Source organism: Fibrobacter sp. UWB11 (genome assembly GCF_900143015.1).
GTDB lineage: Bacteria > Fibrobacterota > Fibrobacteria > Fibrobacterales > Fibrobacteraceae > Fibrobacter.
In genome coordinates this window covers 587,982-611,018 of record NZ_FSRT01000002.1, presented here as the reverse complement: position 1 = coordinate 611,018, position 23,037 = coordinate 587,982, and the positions used below count along the sequence as shown (strand labels likewise).

The window sequence follows — 23,037 nt, the reverse complement described above, 5'->3', positions numbered from 1 at the left end:
ATGGAACGATTTTTTTTGCAAAATCCAATTTAGTTGTGGACTTTTGCGGTAAAAAGATGTATATACTTTAATTGCGGAACGGAAGTTCCAAAATGTTTTTAAACGTAAATAAATCGTAACATTAACATACGGAGGTTTATCATGGATATTCAGTTTTCTGCTCGTCATTTTAATGCATCGGCTGGTCTTCAGGACCGCATTCAGGAAGAAATGGACAAATTGGCCAAATTTTACCCGAATATCACTAGCGCCTCTGTAATTCTTGATCATGAAGTCGAACACCAGCGTCACTGCGAAATTTCTGTCAATATTACAGGTTCCGTCGTGGTTGCTTCTGCCGATGAAGAAAACATGGGCAAGGCCGTTGATGTAACGCTTGAACGTATCAAGGTCCAGCTCAAGAAGGCCAACGACAAGCAGAACGATCATAGAGCTCAGCCGATTTCTGAATTGACGTAATGGCTGATAGGTTGAAAGATCTAAAAATCCTGCACCGGGAACGCTTCCCGGTGCGGGACTTTTTTATCCGCTACGGCAAAGATTTGCAAATGATGCAGCATTGTCCCGACGAGGACATGGAATCATGCATCGAAGAAAGCGGACTTCACCGCCCTGGCCTTGCCATGGCGGGTTTTACTAAAGTTTATAGTTCCCAGCAGATTCAGATAGTCGGCCACACGGAATGGAATTATCTGGAATCTGTCGGTCCAGAAGCTCGTGCGAAAATTTTTGAAAATTTGTCTGTATTCCGTGCCCCGATGTGGGTCGTGACGCATGCGCAGACTCCGCACGAAGAACTCAAGGCGATGTGCAACCGCTTGCATGTCCCGCTGTTCTCGACAACGCTCCACACTTTTGAATTTTTCAAGATGGCCCAGAGAATTCTCGAAGAATTCTTTGCACCGCACGCCATTATTCACGGAAGCCTCGTGGATGTTTATGGCGTGGGCATGCTTTACGTGGGCGATAGTAACGTCGGTAAGTCCGAATGTGTGCTCGACCTTGTTGAAAGTGGGCATCGCATGGTGGCGGACGATGTTGTTCATATTAGCCATGTGGGCAAGTCCATTATTGGTCGCCCGGACCCGCTGATCCGTCATCACATGGAAATTCGTGGCGTTGGCATTTTGGACATTCGCTCGATGTTCGGTATTCATGCAATCCGCAAAGTGAAAAAGATTGAAATGATTGTCGAACTCCAACAGTGGCGCCAGGATGTTTCGTACGAACGCACCGGCCTTAACGAAATGGAAGAAAACGTCATGGGCGTGAACATCCCGAAGGTGGTGCTCCCTGTGGCTCCCGGCAAGAACATGACCGTGATTTCCGAAGTCATTGCGATGAATGCCCTCATGAAAATGAGCGGCCAGAACGTGGCAAAGGATTTCAACGAGTCGTTATTGCAAAAGATTAAGGCGAAGGCTAAGGGCGAATTTACTGATGATTTGCTAGATTTTAATCCGCAGAACTGGTCTTTCTATGAATAGTTTGCTGATTAAAATCAAGAAAAATTTTGTTGCAAGTTTAATCTTTATTATTCTCGTGGTCTCGTGCGGGCTTGCGGCTTATTATTTCCATCCGTCAAGCCCTTACCATAAACGCTACTCGTTTGTGGTCAAGTACGAGACTATCGGTACGCTTTCTCCGGGCAACCTTGTCCGTGTCCGTGGCATTGCTATGGGCGAGATTGTCGATGTGAAACTCACGGATGAAGCAGTCTATGTGAAGGCTCGTGTACTTGCCGAAGCAAAAATCCCCGTGAATTCGGAATTCCGTCTGGTGACGGCGGGCCTTATGGGCGAACGAGAAATGAGCATCATCACTGGAAACTCTAGCAAGCTGGTTGCCGAAGGTGATACTGTCAGTGGACTTTACGACGAGGGAACTTCTGGAATTACGAAGAACCTTGCCGCCGTATTCGAGGATATTGACAACCTTCAACAAATGGTTAATAGTTTTGTTGATTCGATTACTGTGGGCGAAATCGGAAAACGTGTAGACCGCGTTTCAAACAAGGGTAAGAAACTTATTCGTGTGACAAAGGCCGATGTCCGCAAGTGGAAATCTAGCGTGGATTCCTTGCTCGATAGCTATCACGAAGTCGCCGAAAAAATGGAACGTTCTTTGCAGGAATTGTCCGATCGCGGAGGCGAGAGTGCAACGAAGGCAAATGAACTCATTGATCGTGTGCGCGCTTTGATGGACCGAGCAAATGTTTCTAAGGAATCTGTTGTAGCGCTGGTGTCTAAGTTCGACGAAAGCGAAGGTTCGGCAAAATTGTTCCTCGAGGAGTCCTCCAAGGTAAAAGAAGACTTTGATACCTTGATGAAGGATTTCAAAGTATTGCTTCAGGACCTGAAAAAGAACGGGCTCAAGCTTAACGTAGATATTTTTTAGGTAATAGGGATTAGTTTTTACTGATTCCGTTATCTTAGATAAAGACTTGTCATGCCCGACTTGATTGGGCATCTCCTTTTTTTTTACCGACTTATCAACATTTTTTTTGAAAAAATAATATTTTAATTGTTCTTTTTTGTAAAAAAAAGATAATTTAAAGCGGTGCTTATCACAGTGTAACTCACAAAGAAGGAGTTTAATATGGCTGAGAAGAAACCCGTAAAGATGAGCGATGCTGATCTTAAGTTTTTTGAAGAGCTGCTTTTGGAAAAAAGACGTGAGCTTGTGACCGCCCAGAGCGAGTCCGAAAAGGCAAACGTGTTCCAGGGCCAAAAATCCCAGTCTGGTGATGGCGGCGATTCTGATGGCGCTGATTCCGCGACGGACTACAATTCGCTCGAAACCAACTTCTCGTTGGCTGCTCGCGAAGGTAAGTATCTTGTTTATTTGGAAGAAGCCCTCAAGCGTATCAAGAACGGAACGTTTGGTATTTGCAAGGTTTGCAACCAGCTGATTCCGAAGGCTAGACTTTTGGCCGTGCCGACGGCAACCAAGTGCGTGAACTGCAAGGAAGAAACAAAGAAAAAGGAAATCCTTGACAACCGCATGGAAATGGCCAAGATGTTTGCTGAAGCCCAGCGCAAGGAAATGCTCCGCAAGGCCGCTGGCCGCTAATGAACTTGTCATGCCGGACTAAGGTTGGTGTGCATAAAACTTAAAAAACGACCCGCTTGCGGGCCGTTTTTTTTTATCCAATTTCTCCGAAAAATGCGTCGGCGAGTGTTGCTCTGAATGCATGGATGCGGTCCGCATTTGGTTCGCGGTGCGGGTAGGTGAAATTGCTGAGTAGCACGAGGGCACCCCCCTTGTCCGGGTCGGCGACGATACTTGCGCCCGTGAATCCGGTTTTTCCGAATGCTTGCGGTGAGACCTTTGTGCCCATGAACTTAGGCGCATTCAGCTCCCAGCCGAGGGCGGTTTCTGCTCCGACGCTATCGGGCAGGGCGTTGTGGCTCACGATGTCCAGGATTCCGGCAGGGGCGATTTGCTTGTCCTCGAACTTTCCGTCCATGAGAATCATCTTCACGAACTTTAAGAGGTCGGGTACGCAGCTGAACATGCCGGCACTGCCGACGGGGAATAGCTTTTGTAGGACCCAGGCGCTTTCGTCATGAACTTCGCCTTGGATTTCGCGGTGGCGGAACTCGCAGAGTTCTGTCGCCGCGATTTCTGATTTCGGGACGCGGGTGAGCGGGTCGTAACCCGAACGCGTCATGCCGAGAGGTGTAAAGAACCTCTCGTTTCCCTGCTCTTGCAAAGTCTTACCCGTAAGTCTTTGCAACAAAATCCCGAGCAGCACGCTGGCGGGGTTCCCGTAGTTGAAAACTGTACCCGGAGCGGCTTCAAATTGGTACGTGTAAAGTGCATCGAGAATCCCTTCCGGCGAAAGGGTTCGGAGCGTTTTCATCGGGACGCGGTAATCCAGACTGTGCGTGAGCAAGTGCGAAATATAAATCTCGTCACGGTAGTTTGTATTGAGTTCCGGGATGAAATCGATAACTTTGGCATCAATGGAAAGCTTGCCTTCGAGAATGTACGAAAGTGCAAGTGTCGAAGTGGGGCAGACCTTCGTAAGCGAAGCTATGTCAAAAACGGTATCTTCGGGAGTGTTCAGTGTGACAATGTTGCTTGTACCGTCAGGGAGTAAGTAGCCGGCAACAGCCTTGTCGAAAATGTCTTCGTCTTCTGCAGTTTTTAAAAGTTCTGATAGCTTCTCGGAAATTTCCATTTTTGCCCCGATAAATATTTGGCGCCGATAAAAAAGGGTAAAAAAAAAGGGCATCTCCTACGGTGCGAACACTCGAAACTACTTATCTACAATGATAGCAGCGCCTCGGGGATTTGTTTTTCGCGTCAATGCGCGCCTAAACTGAACCACAAGAGCAACGAGCTGATTTATTCCTGTTAGATCGGGTGTAAAATCCGTGGGATGCCCATTCATAATATATCTTTCTTGTGTTGCAAAAACAAGGGAAAAATTGCAAAAAAAATCTCGGTAAAATACCGAGATTTTGCTAAGTGTATTAAATGTATTCGTTTGAGCTTAAACTTGGTTGTCGGCTTTAGGGAGTGCCTCGTCCAACTGGAGCGAAAGTTCCCTAATATCCTTGTCCATCAGGTCGTGATACGATTTGGCCTTGCGCAATTGCTTGCGCAACTCGACAATTTCAGAAGTGAGTTCCACAGCGAGTAAACAGAGCTGCTTCTTCAATTCCAGTTTAAATTTCGAGGAATTATCGAGACGACTTTCGATGAAATCGACGATTTCTTTCAAGTCCGTATCGGGCAGGTCCGTGCGGATGTGGATGCGTTCTTGAGCGACGTTAATGCTGACTGATCTAAGTGTCTCGTTTGCCATATTATTTCATTCCTACGCCGAATGGATCGTTATCCAACAACCACCTTAGCCGAAAAAACCGGGTTGCGAGCCTCCGTTGCTCGCGAACAGGTCAGGGTTTTCTTCTTGCGGTTTATTCTCGGGCTGTGCTGCAGGGGCCTCGACCTGTTCTGTAGCCGGCTCATTGAGATTGATTTCGGTGCCGAGTTCGTTCTCGATGGTGGAGAGAAGCTGCTGGAACTTGCTTTGTGCTTCGGCGATTTCGTTGCTCTGGCTCTGAACTTGATTATTGAGGTTGTCAATGATGTCGTTCTTTTCGGCCACTTGACCGTTCAGGCAATCGATGATATTGTTCTTTTCGCTTATCTGGCCGTTAAGATCGTCGATAATGTTGTTCTTTTCGTTGATCTGACCATTGAGGGAATCGATAATGCTGTTCTTTTCGTTGGTTTGGCCGTTGAGGGAATCAATGATGCTGTTCTTTTCGTTGACTTGACCGTTCAGGGAGTCGATGATTCCGTTCTTTTCGTTGATCTGGCCGTTCAAGGAGTCGATAATACCATTCTTCTCGTTAATTTGTTCATTCTTGGAGTTGATGGCGTTTTCTTTTTCGGCGACTTGTCCGTTCAGAGAGTCGATGATTCCGTTCTTTTCACTGATTTGAGCGTTCAAGGAATCAATAATGCCGTTCTTTTCGTTAATCTGTTCGTTCAGGGAGTCGATAGCGCGGCTTTTTTCGTTGATGGCTTCGTCCTGAGCTGCGGCTTGGTTGGCTCTTGCATTGAGTGCGGCCTCGTAGTCGGCAATCTTTGCGTTGGTGGAATCCAACAGGTTCTTCTGGTCTTCGGTTTGAGCTTTGGCGCCTTCGAGCAGCTGCTTCAGCTTTGCGTTTTCTTCACGCAGGGCGCGGACCGTTCCAAGGACTCCTTCCACTTTCTGCGACAACAAGTTCATGCTTTCAAAATTCATTTTATCTCCATATTAAAATGTCGGGGGGTGCAATCTTACCTATGTAAGATATATAAAATTTTGATGTTGCAAGATTGTTAGAAAATGTAAAAACGCAGCAAAATTCTATCTTCTAAAAATCATGATCCCTGTAAGTGAACATATTGAGCGTCGCCTGGCAGAACTCCCTCTTTTGCCGGGGGTTTACATCATGAAGAACGCTCAGGGGAAAATCATTTACATTGGCAAGGCGAAGGTCCTCAAGAACCGCGTGTCGAGCTACTTCGACGGGAGTGACCATGCTGGTCACCGAGCGGCCACTTTGATGCTCCCGTACATCCGCGACATCGAGTGGATTATCACGGAAAGCGAAACTGAAGCGCTCATTCTCGAAGCGAACTTGATCCGCAAGCATACGCCCAAGTACAACGTGCTATTGAAGGACGACAAGCACTTTCCGTATTTGGCGTTCTCTGTGAACGAACCTTTCCCGCGACTATTCCTGAGCCGTTCCGTGAAGAAGGACGGCTGCCTGTATTATGGCCCGTACATGAGTTCCCGCATGATCCGCCAGTTGCAGGATATTGCTGCTAGGTTGTTCAAAATCAGGGAGTGCAAACTCAAGCTCCCGATTAATCGCCCCGTGCGTCCTTGCCTCAATTATCACATCGGCCGTTGCGAAGCTCCGTGTGCAGGTCTTGTAACCCGCGAAGAGTACCGCAAAAAAGTGGCGCAGACTCAAATGCTCCTGGGTGGTAAACGCGATGACCTGATTGACCTCTGGGAACGCGAAATGCTCGAAGCGAGCGAGCGTATGGATTTCGAAACTGCGGCCAAGAAACGCGATGCGATTCAGGCGCTCAAGGCGACGAGTGCGCACCAGAAAACAGACGTGTCCGATGCAAGCCTCAGCATGGATGTGATTTCGCTGAAGCGAAACGGCACAATGGCTGCCGCAGTGATTTTTGAATACCGTAACGGCGTACTTTGTGGGCGCCGCCACTATCGTTTGGAATGTAAGCTCGAAGATGACGAGACTGAAATTTTCAGCCAGATGGTAGTGCAATGGTACATGGACGTGGAATTCATACCCGGCGAAATTGCAACGGATGTACCCCTGCCTGAAGATTTGGCGGAACGCGAATCGATGGAACAGGCGCTTGCCTCGAAGACGAATCACAAGGTCGTGCTCACGAATCCGCAGCGCGGCGAAAAGCTCGGGTTCTTGAAACTCGCTGCTGCGAATGCGGACATGATTCTCGTGGAAATGCGCGCCGAAGTGCAAAAGTATAGCGAAATCGATAGCAGCGTTTTTGAATTGCAAAAAGTTCTCAGCTTAAAGAAGACTCCGTTCCGCATCGAGTGCGTGGATATTTCGCATTTGTCCGGTACAAATACGGTGGCGAGTTTGGTTGCGTTTAAGAACGGTCGCCCCGACAAGAGTAATTACCGCAAGTTTATTATCAAGACTGTAACGGGTGTCGATGACTTTGCGAGCATGCGCGAAGTGATGACCCGCCGTATCCGTCGCTTGGAAGATGAAGGGATTCCGATGCCTGATTTGTGGGTATGTGATGGCGGTAAAGGTCAGGTCGATGCCACAATGCAAATTTTAAAGGAACTCGGTCACGATAAGGATTTGCCTTTGATTGGGCTTGCTAAACGTCTCGAAGAAATCGTGTTCCCCGATGACCGCAAAAGTATTGTGCTGCACCGTACAAGCCCCGCGCTAAAGCTTTTGCAGAATGCTCGCGACGAGGCGCACCGATTTGCAATTACATACCAGCGTAGCAAACGCAAGAAAGACCTTGAAGTCGAATGGCTCAAGATGCCCGGCGTGGGGCACGAAACTCGCGTCAAGATTCTGAGCAAGTACAAGAGCGCCGAAGCGTTTATGGACGCCCCGCTCGAAGACATCATCGATTTGCTCGGGAAAGTCCGCGGCACAAAGCTCCGCGAACAAGTCGCCGAATACTGTGCCGGCCCCACTGAAGAATCGTAGCTCTTCCAGCTGTTATCCAATAATAATGGCCAATGACTGTTGACCAACAACTAGTTTGTAAACATTTCTAAATGTAAAAATTTCTTAATCCGGTTTGAGAAATCATCAAGGGATTTTTACCAAGTTCAAAAATAATTTTGAATTGGAATAATCTATATTAGATTCGAATTTTCATTAAAGGGCCCAAGGTGGGCCTATTCTAAGAGGACTCAAATGATTGGACTGAAATCGATTGCTAGAACGGCCTTGGTGCTTTCGGCAACTGGCGCACTTTTTGGGTGCGGTAGCTCATCGCAAGACGAGCTCGCCAGCGGTTCTTTGCCGCGTCAGGAAACGCTCTACTTGTCTGGGCAGCAGAATGATGCTCCTGGTACGTTCAACCCCCTTGCAGAAAGCTGGATGACGACGTGGCCTGTGAGCGGTCGTTTCAACTTGATGTATGAACCGCTTTTGACGTACAACTCCCTGACGGGTGAAATTGAATCTCTCCTCGGCTCGCTCGTGAACAAGAACAACGATAGCATCGTTGTTGACTTGAACCCGGCTGCAAAGTGGAGCGATGGCGAAAAGGTTACTTCTCGTGATGTGAAGTTCATCTACACGATGGGCTCCATCAACACTAGCGAACAGATTTCCGCAATCCATGTTGATACTATTAAATCCGAACCGGCAGGTGAGGTGGAACGCATTGCTTTCCTTATCAACAAGAAGCAGCGTAATAACCCGCTTTCTGTGATGGACTTGTTGCAGGCCATCCGTATCGTTCCGGCTCACGTGTTTGAACCGCTTATCGAAAAGCTCGGCTCCAAGGACGAAGTGAAGAAACTTCCGATGGACCAGAACCCGGTTGTTTCCGGTCCGTACGCTCTCCGCAGTGCTGACCCGAACAAGATTATTCTTGAACGCCGTGACGACTACTGGGGCAACGCCGCTCTTCACGAAGGCAAGCTCCCTGCTCCGAAGTATATTGTTCACCCGATTTACAAGAACAACGAACATAACACGATCGCTATGCGTAGCGGCAACCTCGACGCTTCTCAGAGCTACATCCCGCGTATCAACCGCAAGGCTGGCGCTGGCGTGCACACATGGCTCAATGAACCGCCTTACTTCTTGCCGGGTGCAATGCCGATGCTCATCATCAACACGATGAAGGAACCGCTTAACGACAAGCGCTTCCGCCGTGCTCTTGCAACCGCTATTGACTACATGGCTCTCCGCAAGTTCGCTGTGTCCGACTACACGGACCAGATCAAGCCGGGCCTCATCATGCCGACCAATCTCGAAGGCAAGTACATTAGCGATGAAGACCTCGCTAAGTATGGTGTCAAGCTCACCATCACCGACGAAAAGGAACGCGTCGAAACTGTGAAGCAGATGCTTTCCGAAGCAGGCTACAAGTCCGTATGGAATAGCGACGGTACGCTCGACCACATGGAAAATGCCAAGGGCGAAAAGATTCCGACGATGTACATCACGAGCCCGAACGGCTGGACCGACTGGGAAGCTATGGTGACCATCGCTGTTGAAGGTATGCGTAAGGCTGGTATCGATATTCGTGAAGGCTTCGTGGACGGCGGTTCTTACTGGCCGGCTATGGGTCTCGGTAACTTCGACCTCATCATGCACAAGCCTGTTGCTGACGTGACTCCGTCCCTTCCGTGGAGCCGCTTCAACGAAATCATGGCAAGCCGCGATTGGCAGCCGCTTGGCGCCTGGGCTGGCACGAATATCGGTCGTTACAACCAGCCGGGTACCGAAGGTTTCCGTCCGGAAGTGGACAAACTCCTTTCTGCAATCCCGCTCATGAAGAACGCCGATTCTATCGCAACTGCTTACCGCGAACTCAACAAGATCTTCATGGAAGACCAGCCGTCTATTCCGCTGGTTTACTTGCCGGAACAGTTCTATGAATTCAGCGACCGCGTCTGGACGAACTGGCCGACCGCTGCAAACCCGTACGCTCCTGCTCAGCTTCCGTGGGTGGCTTCGGGTACCAAGACCCTTTGGAATTTGAAGCTTGCTAAATAAAGGATAAAGGACTACAAATGCTTAAACAATATCCTATGCTACGTTATGTCCTGCAGAAGGCGTTCTGGTACTTGCTGACCTTCGTCTGCGCAGTGGCACTCAACTTTGCGTTGCCGCGTCTCGGCGACAACAACCCGGTTGACATTATCATGGGTCAAGCCGGTAAGGGCCTTTCTCCGACTGAAGCTCAGAAGAAAAAGGCTGAACTCCTCGTTTCCTTCGGTATGGCCGAATTGGACAAGGATGGAAACGTTATCTATGAACCGGAAACGGACGCTAACGGCAATGTCGTGATGCAGAAGGTTCCGCAGCTCGACGCCAACGGCCAGCCGGTCGTGAACGTTGTCAAGGTTGTTGACGAAGCCGGTAATCCGGTGATGGTCGAACGCCAGAAGCTCGACGAAGCTGGCAATCCGGTGTTTGTCGAAAAGGCTCCTGCCGCTCAGAAAGGCAAGAAGGGCAAGAAAGCCCATCGTCATCATCACAAGATGAAGAAGGGCAAGAAGGGAGCCAAGGCCGCTGCTGAAGTTGCTGCTGCTGACAAGATCCCTGTCATGGAAAAGGTCCAGGCCGAACGCATCGATACCGTCATGGTCGATCAGCCGGTCATGAAGACCGATCCGAAGCTCTCCTCTGCAGTTTCTCAGTTCTTTAGCTATATCGGCAAGGTGTTCCACGGTGACCTCGGTCTCTCTTACCAGAACAACGAACCGGTGACAAACGTTATCAAGAAGTCCCTCCCGTGGACGCTCGCTATCCAGGCTCCGACGATTCTTCTCGGCTGGATCGTGGGTAACCTTCTCGGTGCTTTCGCTGCATACAAGCGCGGCATTTTCGACAAGGTATTCTTCCCGTGCGCCATGTTCTTAAATGGTGTGCCGTTCTTCGTGTTCGGTATGCTCTTGGTCGCATTCTTCTCCATCACGCTCGGCTGGTTCCCGGCTATGGGCGCTTATAGCCCGGATATTCCGGAACTCACGTTCAGCTGGTCTTGCTTCAAGAGCGTCAGCTGGTACTACGTGCTCCCGTTCTTCTCTGTATTCCCGATTCTTCTTTCGGGTCAGGCAACGGGTATGCGTTCCATGTCCATTTACGAACTCGGTACTGATTATATGAAGTATGCAAAGTGGCTCGGTCTCCGCGAAGGCAAGATCATCAGCTACGTGTTCCGCAACGCTATGCTTCCGCAGCTCACTGGTCTTGCCCAGAGCCTCGGTGCCATGGTGGGCGGTGCTCTCATTACCGAAATGATCTTCTCTTATCCGGGTCTCGGTATGGCAATGCTCAATGCCATTCAGAAGAACGACTACGCAACAATTCAGGGTTGCACCTTGATGATTTCTACTTGCGTTCTCGTTGCAAACTTTGCAGTTGACGTTTTGATCGCTGTCTTTGACCCGCGTGTCAAGGCCGGTCTCCAGATGGGAGGTAAGTAATCATGGGTAAGCTTTTAAGAAACCTTCTCAAGTCCCCGATGTTCGTAATCGGCGTGTCCATCTTTGTGCTCACGCTCCTCATCGCCATCTTTGGACCTTTGTTCTATAACGTTGACACCCACGCCCGTGACATCGTCGCTGGCCCGTATGCAGGTTCTAGCTCTGCTCACTGGCTCGGCACGGACCACCTCGGCCGTGACTATGTGTCTCTCTTGATTGCCGGTCTCCGCAGCTCTCTCTATGTGGGCTTCGTTGCTGGTATCATTGCTACGACGATTGGTGTGCTTATCGGTTTGTTCGGCGGTTTCCGCGGTGGCTGGGTTGATGAAGTATTGAACATGCTCACCAACATCTTCATCGTTATCCCGCAGTTCGTGATTCTCGTTCTTATCAGCTCCGCTGTTAAGGATGGCCGTTCCCTCACCTTGATCGGTCTTATCATCGGTCTTACCGCTTGGAGCTGGTCTGCCCGTGCCGTTCGTGCCCAGGCTTCTTCTCTCCGTAGCCGCGACCACATCGCTCTTGCCCGTATCAACGGTGCATCGACACTCACGATTGTGATCAAGCATGTGCTTCCGTACTTGCTCTCGTATGTGTTCATGGTGTTCATCATGCAGGTGTCTTCCGGTATTCTTTCCGAAGCTTCCATCTCCATGATCGGTCTTGGCCCTGTCGATTCCACTAGCCTCGGCATCATCTTGAACCAGGCTAAGGACAACGGTGCTCTCTCCGACTCCATCTGGATTGCTTTCATCCCGGCAACGATCGTCGTTACCCTCACGGTGTTTGCTCTCTACCTGATCAATACTTCCATGGAAGGCGTCTTCAACCCGCGCCTGCGCAAGTAAGAGGTAAAAAATGTCTGAAAATGTTTTTGAAGTTGACCACTTGGGTCTTTATTACCTCGGCCGTTTTGGAGACAAGACTCACGCTGTTACAGACGTGTCCTTCTCCATGAAGCAGGGGGAAATTCTCGGTATCGCCGGTGAATCTGGTTGCGGTAAGTCCACGCTCGTTTCTGGCCTTATGGGCATGTGCATCCCGCCGCTTTACCCGGAAACGGGTGACGTTCGCGTCAAGAGCGGCGACAAGATGGAATCCCTCATGAACCGCAGCATCGAAGATGTTCGTGCTAACGTTCTCGCTCAGAAGGTTTCCATGATTCCGCAGGGTGCATTCAACGCCTTGAACCCGGTCCGCAAAATCAAGGATATCGCTGCCGACGTGATCGCTGCTCACCAGCAGCCCGGCAAGGCAATCGACATGAAGGAAGTCTATGACCGCCTTTGTGAACGCTTTGACTTGTTCGGCATGGACACGAAGCGCGTGTTGAACTCCTATCCGATCCAGCTTACCGCAGGTGAACGCCAGCGTTCCGTGATCGGTATTTCTACCTTGCTCAACCCGCAAATGGTTATCGCTGATGAACCGACTTCTGCTTTGGACGTTTCCACGCAGAAGGAAGTAATCAAGATGATTTTCGATCTCTTGGACAAGGGCATCTTCTCGACGATGATCTTCATTACCCACGAACTTCCGCTCCTCTACCATGTGGCAGACAACATCGCCATCATGTACGCAGGCGAAATCGTCGAAAAGGGTACCGCGGAACAGGTCGTCAAGGATCCGCGTCATCCGTATACGCAGGCTCTTATGGGCGCTATGCTCAGTACCGAAGCTAGCCAGCGTGGCCGCCATCCGGTGGCTATCGAAGGTGCTCCTCCGAGCCTCAAGAACAAGATTGTGGGCTGCCGCTTCGCTCCGCGTTGCAGCAAGGCATGCCCGGACTGCAAGAAGAATACCCAGAATCTCCGCATTGTCGGCGATCGTGACGTGAGGTGCGATTATGCAAAGTGATAAGCCCATTGTTTTTTCTGCCAAGCGCATCAGCAAGGACTTTGGTGCCGGCAAGAACCTGAAGACTGCCGTTAAGGACGTTTCCTTCGATATCTACGACGAAGAATTCATCTCCATCGTGGGTGGTTCTGGTTGCGGTAAGTCCGTGCTTGCAAAGATCATGCTCGGCCTTTACCAGCCGACTCGCGGTCAGTTCCTCTATCGCGACAAGCCGATCAAGAACCTGAAGGACCACTGGAACGAAGTCCAGTCCGTTTTCCAGGACCCGTTCGGTTGCTTCAACCAGTTCTTCACCATCCGTAGCCAGCTCGAAGACGCACTCAACATCCTCAAGGACAAGCCGTCCAAGGAAGAAGTCCGTCGTCGCGTTGACGAAGGCCTCATGGCTGTGAACGTTACCCCGGCTGATATCGAAGGCAAGTATCCGTTCGAACTCTCCGGTGGTCAGATGCAGCGTATGCTTCTCGCCCGTATCTTCGCACTCCGTCCGAAGGTCCTTATCGCTGACGAAGCTACCTCCATGGTGGACGCCTGCGTTCGTGCAAACATCCTCGATTACCTCCGCAAGTTGAAAGACGAGCTGAAGATGACCGTGGTGTTCGTGACCCACGATATCGGTCTTGCAAACTACGTTTCTGACCGAATCTTCATCATGCACGACGGTAAGATCGTGAACCAGGGTACTCCTGCTGAAGTGCTCGACAACACGAACGAACCGCACACGCTCCGCTTGCTCGATGACATTCCGGAAGTCCACAAGACTGAATGGATCAAGAACAGCCATCGTTCTAAGAAGTAATCGAAAGGCGAGAGTCGCGAAAACAAGCTTGCTTGTTTTTATGACCGAGCCGAAGATTACTGCGTTCGAAGAACGCAACTAATGCAATTGTCACCCCGGATTTATTCCGGGGGCGCCATTTGTGCGAAAAGCCGCAGCAACCGCTGCGGTTTTCCTTTTTTATAGTCGTTTTTTTTTCGCGGAACCTGTAGCTGCAATTTCGCAAAATATTCACCGCTTGCTCAATGCAACTTTTTGATTTTTGTTCTCGGAATCCAAAAATCTTTATCTCGTACAAATTTATCAAATGTTGATGACTTGTTTATAATATTGCATAGTTTGTTTATTATGTGTAAATGAATTGAAAATTACTTTATCTTATAATTACTTTACTTGAAAGTAATTAAGTTGTATGAGAAAAATATTATTGCTGTCCTATAATTTGTGACAAAATACCTCGAAAAATTGCTAAACTAGATTTCATGATACAAAATGTATCATGAAAATAAATAATAGGAGTAATAAAATAGGAGTGTACTATGAATAAAAAAATGCTGGCATTGACAGCAATGGCGGTTCTTGTAGGAGGATCCGCTTCTTATGCAAAGCCGATTTCCAAAGACGCTGATGTCCTTGAAACGGAATTGGTGGGTGAATCTGCCGAATCCCGTATGGACAAGGGCGTCCAGAAATTCGTTGAAGCACAAAAGAAAAACAACCTAAAGCGCAGCGTTCTGGTGACGTCCGACTTGTTGGGTCGCCGTGGCGGCTCTCTCAAGGGCAAAGGCTCGTTGAAATACGAAATCAACGATTCCGATGTCCAGAAGATTAAGGTTGTCATTAGCGATATCAAGGTGAACGATGCCACTGTGCAAAACACAAATGGTCGATATGAATTCAATTCGGAATCGAATCAGAAGGTGTATTGGCTGAATGGTTCCAAGGTGAGCGAAAAGGATTACCTGGATAAAGCTGATAAGCGTAGAAAGAAGTACGATAGTTCTAGAAAATCCTTTAGAGCACCGCGTATTGCCTATTTGACGGCTAGCGAAATCGAAAAGGAACTTTCGAGCAACGAAACAACGTATATCTCGGAATATAAAAAGCCGAAGCCGCAAATTACTTATGGCGTGAACGAATTCTGGGATTATAGAAGAATCCTTGTGAAGTCTGGCGTGACGGCTTATGCGCACAACAACGGCATTAAGGGAAAGGGCGTTGGCGTCCATTACAATGAAGGTGGCTGCGTTCCGAGAAACTATATAAATCCCGGTTATTTCCAGCAGTTGGAACTTCCTTGCAATTCGTATTCTACCCATGCAATCGGTGTAATGAGAATCTTGCAGACAACAGCTCCGGAGTCAAAGCTTTATGGCTTGCAAGATGTTTATGGCCCGGCAAATCCTGCCAATTACACAACACCGATTCTGGTGGGCTCGAATTCCTGGGACTATGTCATTGAAAATGATGTAGGCGATTACACGGATGGCGATGCAACAATGGACAACTATATCTATGAAAATGGCGTGGTTGAATTTGTTGCTGCAAGCAACGAAGGTCGCGAAAGCTTCGTTGGTTCTCCGAGCAGGGCTCTCAACGCTATTTCCGTTGGCGCTATTTCCCCGGTAGATAACAAGTACGTGGATTATTCTTCTTCCAAGAATGGCCGTACTTTTAGCGACAAGCCGGAAGTTGCGAACTATACGAACTTCATTTTCCCGGATGATCCGTCGTACACGGCAAAACCGGGTGACACCTATAACGGTTACTTCAATGGAACGAGTGCTGCAACTCCGTTTATGGCGGGCATGACTGCAAACTTGCTTTCTAACCATCCGTTCTTGTGGTGGCATCCTGAACTCGTCAAGGCTGTCTTGATTGTGGGCAGTAATCCTGTTCAGAATCCGGAATTCGACATTGATGGCACGAATGACTTTGAAGCGGGTATTCCGTACTATGGGAATTTTGCACAGGGTAAGGATAACCGTTGGAACTTCTGGGCTGGTAATAATAATTCCAACTTCGATTCTGATCGCGAAATCAAGTTCACAGAAGCAAATATCAAGCAGGGCAGACGTTACCGTATTGCAATTTCTTGGTTGACTTCTGGTGAATTTGCCATGAGATATCGTAGAGTTGCGCAGGACCTCGACTTGAGCGTTTGGCAGAATGGCAAAAAGATTGCTTCTTCGGCTACGGCGTACAATCCGTTCGAACTTGTCGATTTCGTAGCTCCGACTTCTGATCCGCTGACGATCAAGATCAAGCGCTACAACAACCTTTCTAGCACGGAAAAGGTTGCTATCGGTTACGCATTTAACCGCGTGAACTAATTGAGTTCAGGGTAGAAACATTTGTGAAATGTTAGGGGCCCGGCGGAAACGTCGGGCTTTCTGCGTTGATTTGATATATATTACGGGTATGAGTGTTTCTAGTTTTTTCAATTTGAGGGGTGCCGCGCATTTTGCGCATTCTGCACTTATGGTTATGTTGCTTGCCTTGCCGCAATCTCCTGTTTTTGCGGCGGGGCTCGTGAAACAGGATATCGACACGACCGACCACATGCTTACTCTAACGAATTACGACCGCGGATTCTACACACCGCAGGTATTGCATATAAAGCCTTCGGGCGGTAAGCCGATCGAAAAACCGTATAGCAAGCTTTTGCATTTGCGTGCTGAAATCTCGGAATTTAGTAGCCGTGCATGGCTTGGGATTGATACAACGGGTGGCAAGAAGGATACGACATGGGGCAAAAGCCAGGACCTCACGGAAGATGCTCTAGGCGTTTTGCAGACGACGTTTGACAATATCCGCAAGAATGGTGGGCACGTTATCGTGCGCATCTGTTATGACCCGTGGTACAATGGCCGTAGCAACGTGACACCGGAACACAAGTGGGTGTTACGCCATGTGGAGCAGCTTGCCCCTGTGCTTTCAAAGAATACCGATGTGATTGTCGCGCTCGAAATGGGCATGCACGGCGCCTATGGCGAAATGCACTCCGACACGAGCATTACTTATGACCGCGTTGCCGAAGCGACGAACCTGATGCTCCGCAGCACACCTCCTGAACTCAAGATTCTAACGCGAACAGGGAACTATTCAGCGAAGGTGCTCGGTTTTGACAATTGGGGCGTGGACTTCCATATCGATGGCGAAAAGTTTGCTGAAATCGCAAAAGCCAAGGGCGATACGATGTACCGCGTGGGAATGTTCAACGATGGCTACTTGGGTACGCAATATGATTATGGCACGTGGGGCGCGGATTGCAAAACGTCCATCTGCCGCGAAGAAGGTGTTGCTTGGCTCGAAAAGTACGGTATCAACACGCCTTATGGCGGCGAGGCGCTTACGACTGCAAACGGTTATCAGGTCATCAATACGCCGGAATTCCTTGCATACGAGGGCTTCCGCACACATACGAGCTATTTGAATATCCAGTGGAACAACAACCTGATTGATAGCTGGAAAAAATCTCATTTTAAAGGGACAGATTTTGAGTACGATGGCACGAAAATTGATTCGCTTACGGGTTTCAAGTACATTAATGACCACTTGGGCTACCGTTACGTTCTGCGCGAATCTTGGCTGAGCGATACGGTGGGCTCTGATGGCATGTTCCGTGCGAAGTTGCGCTTTCAGAATGTAGGTTTTGGGAATTTGACGCGCAAGATGAAAACGAAATTGGTCTTGTCGATTCCTCAAAGGCAGGGAAATTTGGATACCGTCCCTGCACCATTGGCAAAATATATTGAAATGTCAAATGTTGATTTTCGTGACGTCCATAGCCGTACAATTTCGGTTGCTGGCGGAGATACTGTAATGACGTTTGATGGCAACAATGAAATTTCATTTGACGTAAATCTGAGCGAACTTAAATATGGAGATTGGAGCGGTGGTAATATTGATGTTTACCTGAGCGTTTGTGGTGAAACGATAGGCGCAGACTGTATTCAATTTGCTAATAGATTGTCGGGCTATGGAGTCTACATCGGACGTTATGTTTACGATGAGAATAAGCACACGGCAAGGTTGAACTCAATCTCTAAGTCCGCACAAAAGCAAAAAGTTCCCTTCGTTGAGCGTACCCGCAATAACGTGATTATCCGCGATGGAGAACGCTCTTACAAGCTGAACGGCTCGAAACAATAGAACCTTACAAGAATCTTCACGAAAATGCGTTGTCATGCCCGCCACCGAGCGGGCATCTCCTTTTCAAAATTTTTGCAAGAAAAAAACTCCAGCCAGCGGCTGGAGTTTTTCATATCTGTTTTGCGGGTTGAACCCGCCATTATCTACTACTTACTTGTTCGTCCAGCGGATGGAAGCCTTCTGGCTACCCTGGCGGACAACGAGCGTGTAGGAGCCGTTCGGGAGACCCTTGAGGTCGATGGCGTGGCTGCCATTGCCGTAGACTTCGGACATCTGCTTCACGCTTGCGCCGAGAGCATCGTAGATGTCGACCTTCACGAGACCGGTATTCTTGGTCGTGAACTGGAGCATCGAGCCGTTCATGCGTGCGTTGAGGCTGTTTGCAATCTTGTTGGTCGGCTTGATGGCTGCCGGCTGCGTGTATGCGATCCAATCGGCCAAGTTGACTGCGGTACCAGCGTCGCCAACGATAACCGTTACAGATCTTTCGAATTCTTCGTAGTCCGCAGTCTCAGCAATGTGAGCCGTGACAACGAAAATTGCGTTCTGGTTTCCGCCGACGAATGCGTTGCCGACCTTTGTCAAGTAAGGCGTGGTGGGCTGGCCGTTGAACGTGTAGGTCACTGCGCTGCCAAGCATTGCGTCCGGGAAGCCTTCAGTAGTGGTGCCGCCAAGAGCGATGGTCTGGTCCTTGAACTTGTTGTTCATGTTGTAGGAACCCTTCTTATAAGTAATTTCGAAGGTGTCCTGCATGGCGCGGAAACCTGTAATTGCAGGTGCCGATGCAACGACCTTGGCTGTGCCGTACTTGTGGAAGTGCAACATCCAAACTTGCTGGTTCTTCTGAGAGTTGGAGCAGTTGTTGTTGGTGCACTTGGACTTGCTTACAGAAACGGTTGTCGGGTCAAGAGAAGTGAGGGTGAACTTGGAGCCTTCATTGGTTTTGTCGTCCATGGTGAGGAGGTAGTCCTTGACGCCGTCACCGTCGAAGTCGCGAGACATGCCGTTCTTGGATGCGGCAGTGCAGCTACCGGAGTAATTGCAAGTGATATCAGAGAGGTTCGTGATGGTCTGGCCTGCAACTTGCTTGACCGTCACGATAGACTGAGAACCGTCATTACCAGTGAGGATGGCGAAACCATAGTCGCCCACGACGATGTCGCTGCCAGAAGCGGAAGCAACCTTTTCGTTGCTGGAAGTGTAAGTACAACCGGACTTGAGGACTCCAGAAATCTTGCCGTCAGTCTGCTTGGCTGTTGTAGCCTTGAAGGAGCAGCTGCCGCTCTTGCCCTTGACGAGGGAGTCTGCCCAGGAACGTGCGTTCTTGGTGAGGTAGCTCTTGATGATATTACCCGAGGAGGTGAAAGTTGCTGCATCGAGGGCTGCGGCCGTGATGAGGGACTTTTCACCAGCGAAGATGGCGGACTTTTCACTCTTCTGGTCCACATCGGAAGTCTGCTGACGCAAGCTCCAGTTGCAGTTCGGAATCATGTTCTGGTCCATGAACTGAGTCCATTCGTTTGTTGCGCTGGAGTTCGGTTCGCCGTCACCGTCAGCGTTCGTGGTACCCCATTCAGAGATGAACACCGGATAACCGGCGCTGAGTGCGCTAGAGACGTTACTGCCGTAGCTACCCTTGGAGTGGCTGGAGGCGTAGAAGTGCAAAACGTAAGCAATGTTCGTGGATTGGATCGGGTCTCTTGCGCCCTGTTCCGGGTGCTGAGACCAGTTCGGCGTACCGACGATGATCAAGTTCTGCGTGTTGGTACGGATGGCTGGGACAACGGAGTTGGCGTAGTTCTTGATGGCACCCCAGTCGCCACCGCTACCGCTGACCGGTTCGTTGTAGATTTCATAGATGATGTTCGGGACATCTTTGTATTTCTGGGAAATCTTGGCGAAGAAATCCTTGGCGATGCTTGTTTCGAGGTGAGCTCTGTGGCTATGCCAGTCGATGACGATATAGACGTCGTTTTCGATAGCAGCCTGGACCATTCTGTCGATGGTGGAGAGTTGGCCTTCCGGGGACTTCGTATAAGAAACCTGATCGTCCAGCTTGTTCTTGGTGCCGCCATTGGAGTCGTAGTATTCGATACCCATGGCGTAACGGAACACGTCGATCTTCAAGTTGTCTACAACCCATGAAATGACGGTCGGGTTATAGTAAGAAAGACCCGTTGCATCGGACCAGAAAAGGCTCACGCCGCGGAGCATGACCTGCTGGTTATTCTTCGCGCCAATAATCTTACTGCCGCTAGTGTGGAGTGCGCCGTAATAAGATACCGGCCCAACTTTCTTGGGGGTTGCTGTTGATGCATCGGCTGCAAAGGCGGATATAGCCGCGCCTGCCAAGATGCTTGTCAGTAGCTTTGTCAATTTCATGAGTGTTGTTTCCTTTTGTTTTGACAAAAATTATCTTAATAAATCCAAGATAGTAAACATTTTAGGCTAATTTTTTGTTTACTATTGTAACACGTTGCTCGTTGAGCTTTTGTGTTTGGGTTTTACACCGTCACCCTGTTTGGTATTACTATATAATGTAGCTTTCTGCGGGCTAGAATGAAATACCCGTTATCGTAATAAAAAAGTTGCGTTCCATTTATGTGATAAAATACACAAAAGTAATTTGTAAGGAAATTTGTATGTACTTTGGCCGCTCGCGATGTGCTATATTACTAGAGAAAGGGCGGTTTGTATCTTCTAATGTAAATTTTTTTTTCAAATGGCTGTAAGTATGGCATTTTTGAAGAAAAAAAAATATATTGTTGTCCAAATCACCCAATTTGGGTAAAACAGTTAAAAAAGAGAGAGAATTATGAATAAGAAACTTACACTTGCATCGGCACTTCTCGCTGCCTCTGCTGTATTTGCTTTTGACACCTGGCTGGGCGATGCTCCGCAGGTCGAAACTGGTATTGGTAACGATAGTAACACCTACGGTTACTGGTTCAGCTACGGCGACGACGGTGACGGTGGTGAATCCAAGGTTATTTGGCCGGTCGAACTCGGTAACGAATACTCTGCTACCGCTATGGACCCGGTTGTTGAACACTGCGGTGGTATCTGCGGTACTGCAGCTCTTGCCAAGGGTTCCTTGACCTATAACCCGTTCGTTGGTATCGGCTTCAACGTCGTTGGTGAAGGTGCTTCTGGTGATCCGGTGCCGGGTGACGCTTCTGCTTGGGGTGGCCTCTGCATTACTTATACTTCTGCTGCTGCTCCGTCTCTCGAACTCGGTCTCGGCGACGTTGACGCAACGATCGGTTACGCTAACCCGGCTGCTTCTCTTGCTAAGGCTGCTTCTGCCGCTGCAACGAAGTCCATTCCGTGGTCTGGCTTTACTCAGCCGTCTTGGTACAAGGGTACCACAAAGATGAGCGGTACTGACGCTGCTGCACAGCTCGTTGCTGTTAAGTTCAAGATCCAGGCTGCTGCTGGTAACTATGACTTCAACATCTGCGCTATCGGTCCGTACACTGGTGGCACCTGCCCGTCCATCTGCGGTCAGACAAATGTTAAGGCTGTCCGTGCTTCTTCCTCTGTTAAGGCAAACCTCACTGGCCGTACCCTCAGCTTCTCTGGCGTTAAGTCCAACGCTACTGCAGAAGTCATGAACCTCCAGGGTCAGGTTGTTGCTAAGGGTGACGCTTCTAGCGCAATGAACCTCGCTGCTCTCGATGCTGGCGTTTACATGGTTCGCGTTGCTGGCAAGTCCGTCAACTTCTCCAACAAGATCGTGTTGAAGTAATTTCGGATTCCAAAGAATCTTTAGAGAAGGGTCGCGCAAGCGGCCCTTTTCTGTATTCTAAGCGTTGTCATTCTGGAGGCACGAAGTGCCGATAGAAACCATTATTTCTTGTTATACAATTGCGATAGGATCCATACAGTTCCGAATACGCTTGTATATTTTTAGTTCTTTTGTTTTGATAAAATGTTATATTGGTTTGTGAGTGTTTGTTCTAAATAAGGAGGATTGCTATGAACAAGAAAATCATAATTGCATCGGCACTTCTTGCTGCCTCTGCTGTATTTGCTTTTGACACCTGGCTGGGCGATGCTCCGCAGGTCGAAACAGGTATCGGTAACGAATCCAACACCTACGGTTACTGGTTCAGCTACGGCGACGACGGTGACGGTGGTGAATCCAAGGTTATTTGGCCGGTCGAACTCGGTAACGAATACTCTGCTACCGCTATGGACCCGGTTGTTGAACACTGCGGTGGTATCTGCGGTACTGCAGCTCTTGCCAAGGGTTCCTTGACCTATAACCCGTTCGTTGGTATCGGCTTCAACGTCGTTGGCGAAGGCGCTTCTGGTGATCCGGTGCCGGGTGACGCTTCTGCTTGGGGTGGCCTCTGCATTACTTATACTTCTGCTGCTGCTCCGTCTCTCGAACTCGGTCTCGGCGACGTTGACGCAACGATCGGTTACGCTAACCCGGCTGCTTCTCTTGCTAAGGCTGCTTCTGCCGCTGCAACGAAGTCCATTCCGTGGTCTGGCTTTACTCAGCCGTCTTGGTACAAGGGTACCACAAAGATGAGCGGTACTGACGCTGCTGCACAGCTCGTTTCAGTCAAGTTCAAGATCCAGGCTGCTGCGGGTAACTATGACTTCAACATCTGCGCTATTGGTCCGTACACGGGTGGCATCTGCCCGGCAAGTTGTGGTTGTTGCGGTCCTGTGCCTCATGCAATTAAACCGGTTCGCGAAGCTTCCAATGCCAAGGCGACCCTTTTAGGGCGTAATCTCGGAATTTCTGGCATAAATTCGGCTGTTACAATCGAAGTCAAGAACATCCAAGGTCAAGTTGTTGCCAAGGGTTCCATTGACAAAGGCTCTACGCTAGACCTTTCTTCTCTCGATGTTGGCGTGTACATGGTCCATGTGATCGGCAAGTCTGTCAACTTCGTAGATAAAATCGTGCTGAAGTAATTTCGAATCTGTCAAATTTTAGAGGGCTCGCACAAGCGGCCCTTTTTTTTGTCAAAAAATTATATATTAATTCATTAGTGTTTGTTTGAAATAGGAGGATTGT

General features: G+C 49.1%; 18 protein-coding genes. 14 read left to right on the top strand and 4 right to left on the bottom strand.

The genetic code is table 11. From position 1 onward, the window contains the following. The first annotated feature begins 141 nt into the window (after positions 1–141). The 4 genes from hpf (at position 142) to BUQ91_RS11000 (ending at position 3,072) form a co-directional block, all read left to right on the top strand. Entirely contained in the window at positions 142–459 is a 318-nt protein-coding gene (gene hpf / locus BUQ91_RS11015; RefSeq protein ID WP_072829913.1) for a ribosome hibernation-promoting factor, HPF/YfiA family, read from the top strand. Then, positions 459–1,487 carry an HPr(Ser) kinase/phosphatase gene (gene hprK / locus BUQ91_RS11010; RefSeq protein ID WP_072829911.1) on the top strand — a complete coding sequence of 343 codons (1,029 nt, stop codon included), beginning with the start codon at positions 459–461 and terminating at the stop codon, positions 1,485–1,487. The genes hpf and hprK overlap by 1 nt, the downstream gene beginning before the upstream one ends. Next, positions 1,480–2,397, top strand: a complete 918-nt coding sequence (locus BUQ91_RS11005; RefSeq protein ID WP_074209311.1) for an MlaD family protein — start codon at positions 1,480–1,482, stop codon at positions 2,395–2,397. The genes hprK and BUQ91_RS11005 overlap by 8 nt, the downstream gene beginning before the upstream one ends. A gap of 201 nt (positions 2,398–2,598) precedes the next feature. Continuing rightward, positions 2,599–3,072 carry a TraR/DksA family transcriptional regulator gene (locus tag BUQ91_RS11000; RefSeq protein WP_072829907.1) on the top strand — a complete coding sequence of 158 codons (474 nt, stop codon included), beginning with the start codon at positions 2,599–2,601 and terminating at the stop codon, positions 3,070–3,072. A gap of 73 nt (positions 3,073–3,145) precedes the next feature. Here BUQ91_RS11000 and BUQ91_RS10995 read toward each other — a convergent pair whose 3' ends face one another. The 3 genes from BUQ91_RS10995 to BUQ91_RS10985 form a co-directional block, all read right to left on the bottom strand. Then, positions 3,146–4,186, bottom strand: a complete 1,041-nt coding sequence (locus BUQ91_RS10995) for a serine hydrolase domain-containing protein (RefSeq protein WP_074209310.1) — start codon at positions 4,184–4,186, stop codon at positions 3,146–3,148. Positions 4,187–4,501: 315 nt separating this feature from the next. Beyond that, positions 4,502–4,816: a hypothetical protein gene (locus BUQ91_RS10990; protein WP_072829903.1), complete on the bottom strand. Its 315-nt coding sequence runs from the start codon at positions 4,814–4,816 to the stop codon at positions 4,502–4,504. 45 nt (positions 4,817–4,861) lie between these two features. Further along, positions 4,862–5,764, bottom strand: coding sequence for a coiled-coil domain-containing protein (locus BUQ91_RS10985; protein ID WP_074209309.1), 903 nt, complete (start codon positions 5,762–5,764; stop codon positions 4,862–4,864). Between the two features lie 121 nt (positions 5,765–5,885). Between BUQ91_RS10985 and uvrC the strand changes: the two genes are divergently transcribed. The 8 genes from uvrC to BUQ91_RS10945 all read left to right on the top strand — a co-directional run bounded on the left by uvrC (position 5,886) and on the right by BUQ91_RS10945 (position 18,002). After that, positions 5,886–7,745: an excinuclease ABC subunit UvrC gene (gene uvrC, locus BUQ91_RS10980; RefSeq protein ID WP_074209308.1), complete on the top strand. Its 1,860-nt coding sequence runs from the start codon at positions 5,886–5,888 to the stop codon at positions 7,743–7,745. Positions 7,746–7,958: 213 nt separating this feature from the next. After that, positions 7,959–9,776 carry an ABC transporter substrate-binding protein gene (locus BUQ91_RS10975; protein ID WP_072829895.1) on the top strand — a complete coding sequence of 606 codons (1,818 nt, stop codon included), beginning with the start codon at positions 7,959–7,961 and terminating at the stop codon, positions 9,774–9,776. A 17-nt stretch (positions 9,777–9,793) separates the two neighbouring features. After that, complete coding sequence (locus BUQ91_RS10970; protein WP_074209307.1) at positions 9,794–11,212, top strand: ABC transporter permease; 1,419 nt, start codon at positions 9,794–9,796, stop codon at positions 11,210–11,212. Positions 11,213–11,214: 2 nt separating this feature from the next. Further along, positions 11,215–12,060 (top strand): ABC transporter permease, encoded by an 846-nt coding sequence (locus tag BUQ91_RS10965; protein ID WP_072829891.1) that lies wholly within the window; start codon positions 11,215–11,217, stop codon positions 12,058–12,060. 10 nt (positions 12,061–12,070) lie between these two features. Continuing rightward, a complete protein-coding gene (locus BUQ91_RS10960) occupies positions 12,071–13,069 on the top strand; it encodes an ABC transporter ATP-binding protein (protein ID WP_072829889.1) in 999 nt (332 codons plus the stop codon). Further along, complete coding sequence (locus BUQ91_RS10955; protein WP_072829887.1) at positions 13,059–13,868, top strand: ABC transporter ATP-binding protein; 810 nt, start codon at positions 13,059–13,061, stop codon at positions 13,866–13,868. Before BUQ91_RS10960 ends, BUQ91_RS10955 begins: the two co-directional genes overlap by 11 nt. Before the next feature lie 518 nt (positions 13,869–14,386). Beyond that, positions 14,387–16,180, top strand: a complete 1,794-nt coding sequence (locus BUQ91_RS10950; protein ID WP_074209306.1) for a S8 family serine peptidase — start codon at positions 14,387–14,389, stop codon at positions 16,178–16,180. A gap of 148 nt (positions 16,181–16,328) precedes the next feature. After that, on the top strand, positions 16,329–18,002 hold the full coding sequence (locus tag BUQ91_RS10945; protein WP_139299734.1) for a DUF4832 domain-containing protein: 1,674 nt from the start codon (positions 16,329–16,331) through the stop codon (positions 18,000–18,002). A gap of 150 nt (positions 18,003–18,152) precedes the next feature. On the opposite strand, the gene BUQ91_RS10940 is transcribed toward BUQ91_RS10945, so the two are convergent. Next, positions 18,153–20,384 (bottom strand): cellulase family glycosylhydrolase, encoded by a 2,232-nt coding sequence (locus BUQ91_RS10940; RefSeq protein WP_074209305.1) that lies wholly within the window; start codon positions 20,382–20,384, stop codon positions 18,153–18,155. A 433-nt stretch (positions 20,385–20,817) separates the two neighbouring features. Here BUQ91_RS10940 and BUQ91_RS10935 point away from each other — a divergent pair, with 433 nt between their 5' ends. Continuing rightward, positions 20,818–21,750 carry a T9SS type A sorting domain-containing protein gene (locus BUQ91_RS10935; RefSeq protein ID WP_074209304.1) on the top strand — a complete coding sequence of 311 codons (933 nt, stop codon included), beginning with the start codon at positions 20,818–20,820 and terminating at the stop codon, positions 21,748–21,750. Positions 21,751–21,980: 230 nt separating this feature from the next. Next, positions 21,981–22,934 (top strand): T9SS type A sorting domain-containing protein, encoded by a 954-nt coding sequence (locus BUQ91_RS10930; protein WP_074209303.1) that lies wholly within the window; start codon positions 21,981–21,983, stop codon positions 22,932–22,934. Positions 22,935–23,037 lie beyond the last annotated feature (103 nt).

Bases quoted from the DNA above. Each gene is read 5' to 3' on its own strand.
- BUQ91_RS10995 (WP_074209310.1), bottom strand. From the start codon at position 4,186: ATGGAAATTTCCGAGAAGCTATCAGAACTTTTAAAAACTGCAGAAGAC.
- BUQ91_RS10940 (WP_074209305.1), bottom strand. From the start codon at position 20,384: ATGAAATTGACAAAGCTACTGACAAGCATCTTGGCAGGCGCGGCTATA.
- BUQ91_RS10990 (WP_072829903.1), bottom strand. From the start codon at position 4,816: ATGGCAAACGAGACACTTAGATCAGTCAGCATTAACGTCGCTCAAGAA.
- hprK (WP_072829911.1), top strand. From the start codon at position 459: ATGGCTGATAGGTTGAAAGATCTAAAAATCCTGCACCGGGAACGCTTC.
- BUQ91_RS11005 (WP_074209311.1), top strand. From the start codon at position 1,480: ATGAATAGTTTGCTGATTAAAATCAAGAAAAATTTTGTTGCAAGTTTA.
- BUQ91_RS10960 (WP_072829889.1), top strand. From the start codon at position 12,071: ATGTCTGAAAATGTTTTTGAAGTTGACCACTTGGGTCTTTATTACCTC.
- BUQ91_RS10930 (WP_074209303.1), top strand. From the start codon at position 21,981: ATGAACAAGAAAATCATAATTGCATCGGCACTTCTTGCTGCCTCTGCT.
- BUQ91_RS10955 (WP_072829887.1), top strand. From the start codon at position 13,059: ATGCAAAGTGATAAGCCCATTGTTTTTTCTGCCAAGCGCATCAGCAAG.
- hpf (WP_072829913.1), top strand. From the start codon at position 142: ATGGATATTCAGTTTTCTGCTCGTCATTTTAATGCATCGGCTGGTCTT.
- BUQ91_RS11000 (WP_072829907.1), top strand. From the start codon at position 2,599: ATGGCTGAGAAGAAACCCGTAAAGATGAGCGATGCTGATCTTAAGTTT.
- BUQ91_RS10935 (WP_074209304.1), top strand. From the start codon at position 20,818: ATGAATAAGAAACTTACACTTGCATCGGCACTTCTCGCTGCCTCTGCT.
- uvrC (WP_074209308.1), top strand. From the start codon at position 5,886: ATGATCCCTGTAAGTGAACATATTGAGCGTCGCCTGGCAGAACTCCCT.
- BUQ91_RS10985 (WP_074209309.1), bottom strand. From the start codon at position 5,764: ATGAATTTTGAAAGCATGAACTTGTTGTCGCAGAAAGTGGAAGGAGTC.
- BUQ91_RS10965 (WP_072829891.1), top strand. From the start codon at position 11,215: ATGGGTAAGCTTTTAAGAAACCTTCTCAAGTCCCCGATGTTCGTAATC.
- BUQ91_RS10945 (WP_139299734.1), top strand. From the start codon at position 16,329: ATGGTTATGTTGCTTGCCTTGCCGCAATCTCCTGTTTTTGCGGCGGGG.
- BUQ91_RS10970 (WP_074209307.1), top strand. From the start codon at position 9,794: ATGCTTAAACAATATCCTATGCTACGTTATGTCCTGCAGAAGGCGTTC.
- BUQ91_RS10975 (WP_072829895.1), top strand. From the start codon at position 7,959: ATGATTGGACTGAAATCGATTGCTAGAACGGCCTTGGTGCTTTCGGCA.
- BUQ91_RS10950 (WP_074209306.1), top strand. From the start codon at position 14,387: ATGAATAAAAAAATGCTGGCATTGACAGCAATGGCGGTTCTTGTAGGA.